12 protein-coding genes are annotated in these 12,951 nt (G+C 67.9%); 4 read left to right on the plus strand and 8 right to left on the minus strand.

The genetic code is table 11. From position 1 onward, the window contains the following. Positions 1-11 precede the first annotated feature (11 nt). Together ON19_RS25370 and ON19_RS25375 are read left to right on the plus strand one after the other, a co-directional pair. Entirely contained in the window at positions 12-305 is a 294-nt protein-coding gene (locus ON19_RS25370) for an FmdB family zinc ribbon protein (protein WP_043697957.1), read from the plus strand. Between the two features lie 87 nt (positions 306-392). Then, positions 393-1,058, plus strand: a complete 666-nt coding sequence (locus tag ON19_RS25375; protein ID WP_043697960.1) for an SAF domain-containing protein — start codon at positions 393-395, stop codon at positions 1,056-1,058. 90 nt (positions 1,059-1,148) lie between these two features. On the opposite strand, the gene ON19_RS25380 is transcribed toward ON19_RS25375, so the two are convergent. The 8 genes from ON19_RS25380 to ON19_RS25415 all read right to left on the minus strand — a co-directional run bounded on the left by ON19_RS25380 (position 1,149) and on the right by ON19_RS25415 (position 9,423). Beyond that, positions 1,149-1,820 (minus strand): MspA family porin, encoded by a 672-nt coding sequence (locus ON19_RS25380; protein WP_043697963.1) that lies wholly within the window; start codon positions 1,818-1,820, stop codon positions 1,149-1,151. A gap of 66 nt (positions 1,821-1,886) precedes the next feature. After that, positions 1,887-2,561 carry an MspA family porin gene (locus tag ON19_RS25385; protein ID WP_043698251.1) on the minus strand — a complete coding sequence of 225 codons (675 nt, stop codon included), beginning with the start codon at positions 2,559-2,561 and terminating at the stop codon, positions 1,887-1,889. Between the two features lie 321 nt (positions 2,562-2,882). Beyond that, positions 2,883-3,554, minus strand: coding sequence for an MspA family porin (locus tag ON19_RS25390; protein WP_043697967.1), 672 nt, complete (start codon positions 3,552-3,554; stop codon positions 2,883-2,885). A gap of 65 nt (positions 3,555-3,619) precedes the next feature. Next, positions 3,620-4,294, minus strand: a complete 675-nt coding sequence (locus ON19_RS25395; RefSeq protein WP_043697970.1) for an MspA family porin — start codon at positions 4,292-4,294, stop codon at positions 3,620-3,622. 694 nt (positions 4,295-4,988) lie between these two features. Further along, positions 4,989-5,483 carry a MogA/MoaB family molybdenum cofactor biosynthesis protein gene (locus ON19_RS25400; protein WP_181719529.1) on the minus strand — a complete coding sequence of 165 codons (495 nt, stop codon included), beginning with the start codon at positions 5,481-5,483 and terminating at the stop codon, positions 4,989-4,991. Between the two features lie 101 nt (positions 5,484-5,584). Further along, positions 5,585-7,021 carry a S1C family serine protease gene (locus tag ON19_RS25405; RefSeq protein ID WP_083899623.1) on the minus strand — a complete coding sequence of 479 codons (1,437 nt, stop codon included), beginning with the start codon at positions 7,019-7,021 and terminating at the stop codon, positions 5,585-5,587. 250 nt (positions 7,022-7,271) lie between these two features. Beyond that, positions 7,272-8,726 carry a sensor histidine kinase gene (locus ON19_RS25410; RefSeq protein WP_083899624.1) on the minus strand — a complete coding sequence of 485 codons (1,455 nt, stop codon included), beginning with the start codon at positions 8,724-8,726 and terminating at the stop codon, positions 7,272-7,274. A gap of 10 nt (positions 8,727-8,736) precedes the next feature. Further along, positions 8,737-9,423 carry a response regulator transcription factor gene (locus ON19_RS25415; RefSeq protein ID WP_043697976.1) on the minus strand — a complete coding sequence of 229 codons (687 nt, stop codon included), beginning with the start codon at positions 9,421-9,423 and terminating at the stop codon, positions 8,737-8,739. A gap of 356 nt (positions 9,424-9,779) precedes the next feature. Here ON19_RS25415 and ON19_RS25420 point away from each other — a divergent pair, with 356 nt between their 5' ends. Then, positions 9,780-12,539: a sensor histidine kinase gene (locus ON19_RS25420; protein ID WP_043697979.1), complete on the plus strand. Its 2,760-nt coding sequence runs from the start codon at positions 9,780-9,782 to the stop codon at positions 12,537-12,539. After that, positions 12,536-12,946 (plus strand): roadblock/LC7 domain-containing protein, encoded by a 411-nt coding sequence (locus ON19_RS25425; protein ID WP_043697982.1) that lies wholly within the window; start codon positions 12,536-12,538, stop codon positions 12,944-12,946. Before ON19_RS25420 ends, ON19_RS25425 begins: the two co-directional genes overlap by 4 nt. Positions 12,947-12,951 lie beyond the last annotated feature (5 nt).

The raw sequence follows: 12,951 nt of genomic DNA on the forward strand, positions 1-12,951 counted from the left end.
CGGAGGATCCTGTGCCTACTTACTCGTATGCGTGCACCCAGTGTGACAACCGCTTCGACATCGTTCAGTCCTTCTCCGACGAAGCGCTGAGCGTGTGCTCGGAGTGCTCCGGGAAGCTGCGCAAGCTGTTCAACTCGGTCGGCATCGTCTTCAAGGGCAGCGGTTTCTACCGCACCGACAGCCGCGGTGGCTCCTCCACCGCCAGCGAGCCCGCCAAGTCCGAGAGCAGCAACTCGAGTTCGTCGTCGGACTCCGGGTCGTCGAGCGGGTCCACTGCGTCCACCAGCACGGCCGTGGCCAGCTGATCTGACGGTTTTCCACAGCCAGTCACCTATCCACAGCCCCCCGTGATCCGGGCCGGGCGAGTGCATGTCCGGCCATAGGATCCGGCCATGACTCGCGCACTCGCCGACCTCGGCCGCGGCGGCTGGAATCCTTCCGAGTGGCAGCTACCGCCCTGGGCCGACATCGTACTGGCCCGGCGTCTGCTCGCTGCCGCTCTCGCCGCGCTCGCGGCGTTCCTCTTCCTCCGTGGCGACCCGGACACAGAACGCACGCCGGTCGTCGTCGCGGGCCGGGATCTGGCACCCGGACGGCTTCTGGAGGCGGCTGATCTGCGCTCCATGCCGCGCGAGGCGGGCACACTGCCCGCGGGCGCGGTCACCGATCCCGCCGCCCTCGTCGGCGCGACGCTCACCGGCGCGGTGCGTCAGGGCGAGATCCTCACCGACCTGCGCGTCGTCGGTCCGCGCTCGGCCGCGGCGGCGACCGGTGCCCGGGACGCCAGGATCGTGCCCGTCCGCCTGGCCGACACGGCGGTCGCCGACATTCTGCGCGCGGGCGATCGCGTCGATGTCATCGGCGCGGAAGACGCGAGCGGACCTGGTACCCGCCCGGCCCGCACGCTTGCCACCGATGCCGTCGTCATCCTGGTCTCCGGTGTGGGCGACGGACGCGCAGCCGCCGAACGCGTGGTTCTGGTCGCGATGGACGCCGAGCACGCCACCGCCGTGGCCCGGGCGTCACTGCGCACCGCGCTCACCGTCGTCTTCCACTGACCCGCCGACAGCGGTCGGCCGGATATGCGCGAAACGGGCCTGTCGTGACGGCGACAGGCCCGTTCGCGTTGCACGAGTGGTTATCCGAGATCAGCCGAGGCTGAACGGCGCTCCCCACAGCGTCACCCAGGTGATGACGTTGTCGGTCTCGACCTCGACACTCACGAATGCACGCGCCTGCGCATAGCCCCCGCAGCCGCTGAGACCGATGGTCTCATCGGCCCACGTCACCGAACCGCTGGTGCCCTTGAACGCATTACGCGTCTTGTGTGACTCGTTACCGAAGTCATCGGCCTGCTCCAGATCGAGTACATAGAACGACTTCGCCTGGCCCGGACCCAACGACAGGTTGCCGCCGCTGTTAGCCCCTACCCCGCCGGTGAGGTTCTGTCCGTCGCTCCAGTCCACCTCGCCGTCCACACCACCGGTGGCACCGCCACCGGCGATGTTCACCTGGCAGCCCACGGTGTAACCCGGGAAGATCTTGCCCCCGGCCGCACCCGACAACTCGACCTGCGCACTACCGGACACCCACGCATTGCGGTGCAACGGCGTCGAACCCATGGACGGGCTGATATTGGCCGACTCACCGACCAAGCGGATGGTCACGACGGTGCCATCCGACAATGTCTTGGTCAGCTCACCGCCCGGCAGCGGAACAAAGGTGTCGGCGTTGGCCGCACCCGTCGAGAGCAGGCCCACAGCGATTGCCGCGGACGCGCACAGCCCGGCCGCGCGCGCCATTTTCTTACGATCGAACATGATGGTAATCCCCTAAGAGAATCGAATTCGCTTCAGCGAAAGAAGGTTTGACAGATCCGATCCGCGTCAGCCGATGCTGAACGGCATCCCGTACAAGGTGGTCTTCGAGTAGTGATCACCGATGATCTCGACGACCGTGTACGAACGCGCCTGCGCGTAACCCGCGCAGCCCTGGATCTGGATCTCCGCATCCTGATACTCCACCGAGTACACACCCGGCTTCAGGATGTCCTTGTAATCGATCTGAACGAACTTGACCTCACCGGGACCGAGGTTGATACCGATCGAACCACCGGCGCTCGCGCCGCTGAGGTTCACGCTGCCGGACATACCGGCGGAAATCGCGTCGTCGGCGATGCTGACCTGGCAGCCGACGATGTAACCGGTGCTCAACTGCGAAGCACCGTGGGTGGACGAATTATTCGTGCCCGGGTTCCCGGTCGGACCGTTGTTCGGCCCGATCTCGCCCTCCGGGGTGACGGCTACATCGGCGATGGCGTTCCCCGATACCCACACGACACGGCCGGCACCGTTCGCGGCAAGGGATGGGGAGATCAGGGCGCGCTCGCCCGTACGGGCGATGTTCACGCCAGGGCCGACCTTGTGACCGTCCGGCAACGGCACGAAGACATCGGCATTAGCGGCACCGGTCGACAACAGACCGGTTGCTACGGCCGCCACGGCGGCGGCGCCCGCGACGCGGACGCCTCGAGACAGACCGTTGGTGCGGTACTTGCTCATCTTTTTCCTCATCAGGTTGCATCCGCCCACCTCAGGGTGTCGAGGCGGACATGTCCCTCCAAAGCCGACGGCCCTCGATGGAATGTGCTGTCCATCAAGCGACGCCGACCATCGCCTCATCGAGCGATCTCGGACGAAACAATGTTATTCGGTATCAACCAGACTTTTCCGGAAATTCGGGCAAATAGTCTCGGAGCAGAAGCGATCGGACTAAGATCGCCCGGCTTCTTGCCGCGCAATCGAATTCATGACGAAATGGACCCGCCGCGAAGCGAGGGGTCCATTTCATCAAGTGCTACGGGTTTTTCACCCGCCGTTCACTCAGCCGAGACTGAAAGGCTGTCCCCACAACGTCACCCAGGTGATGACATTGTCGGTCTCGACCTCGACACTCACGAATGCACGCGCCTGCGCATAGCCCCCGCAGCCGTTCAAACCGATGGTCTCATCGGCCCACGTCACCGAACCGCTGGTGCCCTTGAACGCATTACGCGTCTTGTGTGACTCGTTACCGAAGTCATCGGCCTGCTCCAGATCGAGCACATAGAACGACTTCGCCTGGCCGGGGCCGAGCGACAGGTTGCCGCCCGAGTTGGCGCCCACGCCGCCGGTGACATTCTGTCCGTCGCTCCAGTCCACGTTGCCGTCGACGCCACCGGTGGCACCGCCACCGGCGATGTTCACCTGGCAGCCCACGGTGTAACCGGGGAAGATCTTGCCCCCGGCCGCGCCGGAGAGTTCGACCTGCGCACTACCGGACACCCACGCATTGCGGTGCAACGGCGTCGAGCCCATGGACGGGTTGATATTGGCCGACTCACCGACCAGACGAATGGTCACGACAGTGCCATCAGACAGCGTCTTGGTCAGCTCGCCGCCCGGCAGCGGAACGAAGGTGTCGGCGTTGGCCGCACCGGTGGAGAACAATCCCATGGCAATGGTGGCAGCGGCGCCGACGCCGGCCATCCGAGCCAGGTTCTTACGGTTGATCATGGTTGATATCCCTCGAGGGTTGAGTCCGCTTCAGCGGGAGGATGGTTCGTTGGATTCGACAGACGTCAGCCGATGCTGAACGGCATCCCGTAGAGGGTGGTCTTCGAGTAGTGATCGCCGATGATCTCGACGACCGTGTACGAACGCGCCTGCGCGTAACCCGCGCAGCCCTGAATCTGGATCTCCGCATCCTGGTACTCGACGGAGTACACACCGGGCTTGAGGATGTCCTTGTAATCGATCTGAACGAACTTCACCTCACCGGGACCGAGGTTGATACCGATCGAACCACCGGCGCTCGCGCCGCTGAGGTTCACGCTGCCGGACACACCGGCGGAGATCGCGTCGTCGGCGATGCTGATCTGGCAGCCGACGATGTAGCCGGTGCTCAGCTGCGACGCGCCGTGCGTCGAGGAGTTGTTGGTTCCGGGGTTTCCGGTCGGGCCGTTGTTCGGTCCGATCTCCCCCTCCGGGGTGACGGTGACGTCGGCGACCGCGTTGCCCGACACCCAGACCACGCGCCCGGCGCCGTTGGCGGCCAGCGACGGCGAGATCACTGCCCGCTCTCCGTTCCGGGTGATCGTCACGCCGGGTCCCACCTTCTGGCCGTCCGGCAACGGCACGAAGGTGTCGGCGTTGGCAGCGCCGGTCGAAAGCAGGCCCATGGCAACAGCCGCGGCAGCGCCGATGCCCGCGACGCGGGCACCGCGGCGCAGACCATTGGTGCGGTTCTCGCTCATACTTCCCCTCATCAGGTTCAAACAGTCAACCTCGACCATCGAGGCTGGACAGTGGTCCTCTCAGGCCCAGCTCAGTGTGTCGCTCCTTTGTTGCCGACGTGTAACCGGCTGTTATTTCGGCGCAACGTACTGGCTGACGACGGAATCGAGCCGTATTCCGCCGAACGGCTTCGTGGTGCCGATACCGGGCCCGCGGGGTCCATTCGTCAATTGGCTCGATGGGAGATTAAACGTTCCATATCGAAGCCCGCAACGCGGGGTTTCGTAAAGTTCAAGGTGACCTGCATCACAGTTGCGCACATTTGAATATCGCTTGACGTGCATAAATGCAGGCTCGCTACAGCCGAGCCGGGCGGAGCGACGGATTCGAGGGCACAGGAGCGCCAGTGACCAGGTACGGGACAGGGCAGTAACGATGCCTGGGCGGGTTACTTTCAACCGGAAACGATCACCAGAAGATAACGAACTCGGGCCCGTCCTAGTACGTAGCTACTACGTAGATAACGGTCTCAGCCGTGATGCGGGGGCACCTGGGAGCGCAGCCACTCGTCGCCGGCCCGGTTGTCGTCACGGTCGTCGCGCTCGTCGCCGGTGGTCTCGGGCAGCGTGTCACCGAAGACTTTCGCCAGGCGCGCGGCATCCCTCGCCCGGCGCGCGGCCGGGCGAGGGTTCTCGGCGGGAGTAGGGGCGGTGATTATTCGACCAATCCGGACAGCTCGCCGATCACCCGGCTGGCGAGCGGGCCGAGGGTCGCCATGCCGTCCCGGATGGCGGACCGGGTGCCGGGCAGGTTGACCACCAGGGTGCTGCCGGAGACACCGGCGACACCGCGAGAAAGACCCGCGTCCAGTGAGCCGGCCACCCGGCCGGAGGAACGAAGGGCCTCGCTGATTCCGGGCAACTCGCGGTCGAGCACCTGCGAGGTGGCCTCCGGCGTCACGTCACGCGGGGACATGCCCGTGCCGCCGACGGAGATCACCAGATCGACGCCGCCGATCACCGCGGTGTTGAGCGCATTGCGGATCTCCACCTCATCGGCCTGCACCGACACCGACGCGTCCACGAGGAAACCCGCCTCGGTGAGCAGCTCGGTGACCAGCGGGCCGAGCGAGTCAATACCTCCATGCGCCGTTCGATCGTCGACGACCACCACCAGAGCACGCCCCGCCACAGGAGCATCGATTTCCATGCTGCTCACCGTAGCGCCTGCGTCGAGCAACTCGGCGGCCGCGCCGAGAACGTCGGCGTCGACCTCGATCAGCCGGGCCCGGTCTGCCGGAACCGCGCGGATCATCGGCCACCCTCCGCGGGCGCGCCGGAGAGGGTCACCTCGACGGTCTTGGCGTTGTTGCCTTGGTCATCGGTGTAGGTGACTTTCACCTTGTCTCCTGGTTGGTGTGAGCGGACCGCGGCGACGAGCGCGTTCCCCGAATCGATCGGGCGGTCGTCGAGCTTCGTCACCACCGCCCCCGGCGGAATGCCCGCGCGGGCCGCGGGCCCGTCCGCCGTCACGTCGCGGACCTTCGCGCCGGAAACCTGCTGCGCCGGGTCCTGCTGACGCGACACCGTGATCCCGATCTGGGCGTAGGTGGCCTTGCCGGTCTTGATCAGTTCGTCGGCCACCCGGCGGGCTTGATCCACCGGGATCGCGAACCCGAGTCCGATCGAGCCGGTCTGCCCGCCTGCCGTCTCGGTGGGCCCGAGCGTCGCGATGGCGGTGTTGATGCCGACGAGCTTGCCGTTGCCGTCCACCAGCGCGCCGCCGGAGTTACCCGGGTTGATCGCGGCGTCCGTCTGGATCGCGTCGATCACCGGACTGACCGCGGGACCGGGCTCGCTTCCGTCCCCGGAGGTCACGACGGGACGGTTCAGCGACGACACGATGCCCGTGGTGACCGTGCCGGCCAGGCCGAGCGGCGACCCGATCGCCACGACCGGCTGGCCGACCTGCAGATTCGCCGAGGTGCCCAGCTCGATCGGAGTCAGGCCGGTTTTCCCGGACACCTTGATGACGGCCAGGTCGGAGACCGGATCGGCGCCGACCAGCGTCGCGGGCGCACTGCTGCCGTCGGAGAAGACGACCTCCATCTTGGCGCTCGGCCCACCGCCCGCGGCCACGTGGTTGTTGGTCAGGATCAGCCCGTCGGAGGACAGGACCACACCGGAGCCCTCGCCCTCGGCCTTGCTGCTGGCCACCTTGATCATCACCACGCTGGGCAGCACCTTCTGGGCGACCGCCTGGGTGGAGCCGGCCGGAGCGTTGACGGCGTTGCTGACGTTCGGCTTCGGCGCGTCCAGCGCGTTCGTCACCGGGGCGCGCCCGTCGTCGCCGCGGGTGACCAGGGCGCCGACCGCACCGCCGACACCGCCGCTGACCAGCGCGAGCGCGACGGCGCCGACGGCGAGACCGGTGCGGAACGGACGCCGGGCCCCGGCGGGCGCAGCGCCGTAGACCGGGCCGTGCGGTCGCGTGGCCTCCGCCGGACCGAACGACGCCGGGTGTCCCGGAAACGGCGGAGCCGGATCGTGCTGCGGCGGATAATGCGGGACCGGGTGCTGCGGGCCGTAGCCGTACGCGGGCGGTGCGCCGGGCCCGTGCGGCGGCTGGCCGGGCGCACCCGCCGCTCGCGCGTCGGGCGCCGCGCCGCGGATCTGCTCGGTCGGCCGGCGATCGGGTCCGCCGTCCACCGGACCCGGCTCCCGGCGATCCTTCGAATCCTCGGTCATGGACTCCTCGTTTCTGCTCACGTCTCGACCAGGTTGGCCATGGCGGCTGAGAGCCGACTGAGACCGTGCTTTCAGTTTTCCGAGATCTGTCCCCAGGCGCCGGTACGCGATAGAACCACCGGCAACTCGATGTCTCAAATCCTGCGGCAAACCGATCGGAGCAATGTGCGAAATAACCCCGCCGACGATGAATATTCCGCACCGGACCGAAGATTATGCGGAAAACTGACTTCGGCCGCCCGGTATTGCGTCAATCGGGCGCGGGCGCGCCCGGCTCGCCGGGCAACACGATGCGGACGACGGTGCCGCCGCGTTGCGAGGTATCGATGGCGATGGTGCCGCCGTGTTTCGTCACCACTTGCTTCACGATCGCCAGCCCGAGACCGGAGCCGGGCATGGACCGCGACGACATGACCCGATAGAAACGCTCGAACACCAGCTCGCGCTCGGCCGCGGGAATGCCGGGACCCGCGTCGTCGATGGACAGTTCGAGCAAGCCGGGGCCGCTCTCCCGCATCAGGATCCGGACCTGAGCAGCCGCGGGGCTCCACTTCGCCGCGTTGTCGAGCACGTTCAGCACCGCGCGCTCCAGGCCTGCCTCGTGCCCGTAGACGAACCACGGGCGCAGGTCGGCGACGAACTCGATGCCGGTGCGCCTGCGCCGGGCACGCTCGAGCGCGCGTTCCACGACCTCCCCGAGATCCACGCGCTCGTAGACGGTTTCCGGCGCGTCCTCCCGTGCCAGATCGACCAGATCGCCCACCAGCGTCGACAACTCTTCGATCTGGGCCATCACGTCGGCGCGCAGCCCGGCCATGTCCTCGTCCGGGAGGCGGGGAGCCCCGGGACGACTCGAAGCGATGAGCAACTCCATGTTGGTCCGCAGGGACGTCAGCGGTGTCCGCAGTTCGTGCCCGGCGTCCGCGACGAGCCTGCGCTGCCGGTCGCGCGACTCGGTCAGCGCGCGCAGCATGGTGTTGAAACTCTCTGTGAGCCTTGCCAGTTCGTCGTCGCCCGTGACCGGGATCGGCGTCAGGTCGTCGGTGCGGGCGATCCGCTCCGTGGCCGCCGTCAGCCGCGCGATGGGCCGCAGACCGGTCCGCCCGACCGCCGTGCCCGCCGCGGCGGCCAGTACGACCCCACAGCCGCCGACGACGAACAGCAGCCAGGCGAGCCGGTCGAGCACTTCCCTGGTGCGGTCCAGTCGCTGGGAGATGACCAGCGTCGCACCCGAGTCGGTGTTGACGGCCAGCACGCGCTGATTGCCGACCGTGCGCAGCGACGAACTCCGCTCGCCGCGCGCCACGGCCACCTCTTGGGCGCCGACCGGCGGATCGGTGGACTGCGGCGGCAGCCAGCGCCGCAGGTCGGGATAGATCAGCGCGATGCCGGTGTCGTCGTAGAAGGCCGCGGCGACCATCAGGTTCAGGTTGTTGAACCCGTAGGGATTGCTGGCGATCACGGCCGTGGACCTGCTGCGCAGCTGGGCGTCCACGTCGGCGTACAACGCGCGCGCCACCAGCGCGTAGGCCGCGATCGAGGTGACCGCCACCGCGATCGCCACCACGGAGGCGGCCAACAGCGTCACCCGCCACCGCAACGAGACCGACCGCGTCAGCGGCATGGGCGGCCGCATGTCCGCGGACTCGAGCGGTCGCTGGCCGAGCGCGGCGACCACGGGATGCTTGGGAACTGTCCGTGCCATGACCCGCGACCTACGGTGGCGTTTCACGCAGCACATAACCGACGCCGCGCACGGTGTGGATCAGCCGCGGCTCACCCTCGGCCTCGGTCTTGCGGCGCAGATAACCGATGTAGACCTCGAGCGCGTTTCCCGAGGTTGGGAAATCGTAGCCCCAGACCTCCTCGAGAATGCGGCTGCGGGTGAGCACCCGGCGCGGATTCGCCATCAGCATTTCCAGCAGTGAGAACTCGGTGCGGGTGAGACTGATCTGCCTGCCGCCGCGGGAGACCTCGCGAGTCACCGGATCCAGCGACAAATCAGCGAACTTCATTGCCTCCGATGCCTCGCCCGGATCGGCGGTCGTGCGCCGCAACAGCGCGCGCAGTCTGGCCAGCAGCTCCTCCAGCGCGAAAGGCTTCGGCAAATAGTCGTCGGCACCGGCATCGAGCCCCGCGACCCGCTCGGATACCGAATCTCGCGCGGTGAGAACCAGAATCGGCAAATCATCGCCGGTGCTGCGGAGACGGCGGCAGACCTCGAGCCCGTCCAGCCGGGGCATCATCACGTCCAGCACGAGGGCGTCCGGTCGCTGGACGGTAGCCTTCTCCAGTGCGTCCACACCATCCACCGCGAGATCGACGGAGTAGCCGTTGAAGGTGAGCGACCGGCGCAGCGATTCCCGGACCGCCCGATCGTCGTCGACCACCAGAATGCGCATGTCACCAGTTTGACCGCACCGACTGAGAGGTAACTGAGAGGGCGCTCCCGACACGCCGGGGCCAGCAGGGCCGACAACCCTCGGCGCGTCGCGCCTGTCAACCCCGGGTGACCAGCGCCTTCCGTGGCCTTTCCGGGAAGTTGACGCGTCCCTTACGCATTCCACCGCGAATCTTGTTCTCTATAGCCATATTCGGCAATTTGCGGACGGACTCCCCCGGATTGCCGATGACCCCTCTGCACGGTATGTTCCGTGCGGTAAAAAGAAGACCTCTAGTTGGTTCTTTGCGGGTTGAATCAATACCGAACAGCCACGCGCGCCCGAGGTCACTGGTGAAGCGGAGGCGACGGAAGCGGATGGAAGCTGCACCGCGGTCCTGGCAATTCAGCCTGTCGAACTGGTCGGTCACCCGCAAGGTTGGCGTGGTGCTGGTGCTTCCGGTGCTGTTGGCGACCGTCTTCGCCGTGCTCCGAATCAACAACGAACTGCGCACCATGGCGCAGTTGGACGCGGCGACCGAACAGGCGATCATCATCCGGCCGATCGTCAAGTTCGGTTCGGCCACCGAGCAACTCGGCGTCACCGCGACCGCCACCTGGGGCAACACCGCCGACCCGCAGACCGACGCGGCGCTGACGAAGTTCGACCAGGCGCTGGCCGAGCTGGAAGCCGCGTTGCAGACCACGAAGGTCAGCAGCCGGGTCACCTCCGAACTCGCCTCGGCCATCGCCACCGGGACCACGATGCGCAACAGCCTGCGCAACGGCTCGCCCGCCATGGTCGGTGAGCAGTCCGACGAGATCATGGTGCGGATCGGCAACGCGCTCGCGCTGTCGCCATCGGTGGACGATCTGGTCATCCAGCGGTACTTCCTGCAGCTGGCGTCGGTGCAGACCGCGCGGCGCGTGGTCACCCAGCAGCGCATGCTGATCGGCTCGCCGGACGCGGGCCGCAACCCGAGCGTGCGGCCCCGCGTGCTGGTCGCCGCAGGCGCCGAGATCACGATGATCTACCAGTACGCACAGATCCTGCCGGACTACGCGGGCAACATGCGCCCGCTGCTGGACGCGGTGCAGACGCGTCTGGGCACCTTTAGTCAGAACGTCGCGGATCCGGCGAGCAACCCCGCCGTGCTCGACTCGCTCCTGGTCAGCTCGGACACCTACGAGAAGACCACCGCGCAGCTGATCGACACCATCGACGGCGCGCTGGCCGACCGCACCACCGAGGCGCAGACCGGCGCGCTGCGCGAGACGACGATCGTCATCGGCATGCTGCTCGCGGGCCTGGCCTTGGCCCTCTCGGTCGCGCGCACCCTGGTCGTCCCGGTCCGCAGGCTGCGCCGGGACGCGCTCGAGGTCGCGCACATCAAGCTGCCCGACGAGCTCGCCGTGGTGCGTGCGGGCGGCACCACGCCGGAGATCACCCCGGTCGCGGTGCACACCACCGACGAGATCGGCCAGCTCGCCCGCGCCGTGGACGAGATCCACGAACAGGCGCTCAACCTGGCCGCCGATCAGGCCCGCCTGCGCCTGCAGATCGGGAACATGTTCGAGACCCTGTCGCGCCGCAGCCAATCGCTGGTCGAGCAGCAGTTGGCGCTGATCGAGGATCTCGAGCACGACGAGGACGACACCGACCGGCTGCAGAGCCTGTTCCGCCTCGACCACCTGGCCACCCGCATGCGCCGCAACGGCGACAACCTGCTGGTGCTCGCCGGTACCGCGCTGCGGCGCGGTCAGCTGCACCCGGTGCCGCTGTCGGACATGCTCTGGAGCGCGGTCTCCCAGGTCGAGGACTACCAGCGGGTGGAGATCGGCGCGGTGCCCGACGGCATCGTCGCGGGCGAGCCCGCCGTCGACATCGAGCACCTGCTCGCCGAGCTGATCGACAACGCGCTGCGTTACTCACCGCCGACCACGCCGGTCACCGTGATGGTGTCGCGCGCGGTGGACGGCGGATACCTGATCGAGATCACCGACCGCGGCCTGGGCATGTCCCTGGAAGACCTGCAGACGACCAACGACCGGCTCGCCTCCGGTGGTGAGGTCACCGTCGAGACCGCGCGCCGCATGGGCCTGTTCGTCGTCGGTCGCCTGGCCAAGCGCCACACCATCACGGTCAACCTGCGCCGCACGTCGACGATGGCGCAGCAGCCGGGCATCACCGCCAGCGTGCACCTGCCCGGGGCGCTGGTGGCGCCGCCGATGGACGTCACCGACCCCGCGGGCAAGCCGCTCGACCTCACCGCCGAGCATCAGCTGCCCTCGCCGGTCGCGCCGCCCACCGGTGCGCAGCCGCGCAACCTGGTCCCGGTGCCGAGCCTGCCCCAGCGCGACACCGCACGGTTCGGCGTGACCAGTTCCGGACTGCCCCAGCGCCGTCCGGCCATCCGCGTCGCCGACGCTCCCGACCAGCCCACGGTCTCCACGCCGGTCGGCCGGGCGGTCAGCCCGGCGGAGCAGCCGCCCACCCAGCCGTGGCCGGTCCTCACGCCGCGCTCGGACGACCACACCCCGACCGGCCCGTTCGCCCCGGTGACGCCCGCCACCGGTGAGCAGCCAGTCGAGCGGGAGCAGCCGCGCACCGATCTGTGGGCCGAATTCAAGGACGACGAACCGACGACCGGCCCCGCTCCGGCCGTGCCGAGCCAGCCGCCCGCGCCGCAGACCACCGCCCGGTCCGGTCTTCCGATCCGGAAGCCGGCCGTACCCGCCGACCCGCCGCAGGAGGCAGCACCGGAACCCGCGACGGTGACCTCCTCCCGGCTGCAGCCGGTCGCGGGCGCCTCTCCGACCCCGATCTATCAGCGCATGGTCTCGGAATGGCTGGTCGAACCCTCCACCTCGCAATCGCCGGAGAGCACGTGGTCCTCGCCTGGTGACGCGGGCTGGTTGGCCGCGGAGGACGCCAGTCATCCGACCACGACCGCGCGTACCGTCGGCGGACTGCCGATTCGCAGGCCGGGCGCTCAGTTGGTGCCCGGCGGTCTGGCGCAGGCCGAGGACGCGGGCGCGCGTGATCCGGAAGAAATTCGCAACAACCTGACCAGGCATCTCAGTGGGGTCCGCAGCGGGCGGGCCAATGCGCAGTACAACGACGGAGGGCTTGCATGACCAACGCGAACAACAGCACCACGGACGAGAATCTGAACTGGCTGGTCGCCCGCTTCACCCGTGATGTGCCCGGCGTTTCCCATGCGGTGCTGGTATCGGCGGACGGCTTGTTGCAGGCCACCAGTCCGCACCTGCCCAGCGATCGCGCCGAACAGCTCGCCGCCGTCACCGCCGGACTCGCCAGCCTCTCCATGGGCGCGGCCTCGCTGTTCGACGGCGGCAAGGTCATGCAATCGATCGTGGAGATGCAGCGCGGCTATCTGCTGGTGATGAGCGTCGGCAACGGCTCGCACCTGGCGGTGCTGGCCAACAAGACGCACGACATCGGACGTATCGGCTACGAGATGGCCCTGCTGGTCGATCGGGTGGGTTCGGTGGTCACCGCGACCGCGCGCACCGCTGTTTGAGTGTG

Source organism: Nocardia abscessus NBRC 100374 (assembly GCF_000308455.1).
GTDB lineage: Bacteria > Actinomycetota > Actinomycetes > Mycobacteriales > Mycobacteriaceae > Nocardia > Nocardia abscessus.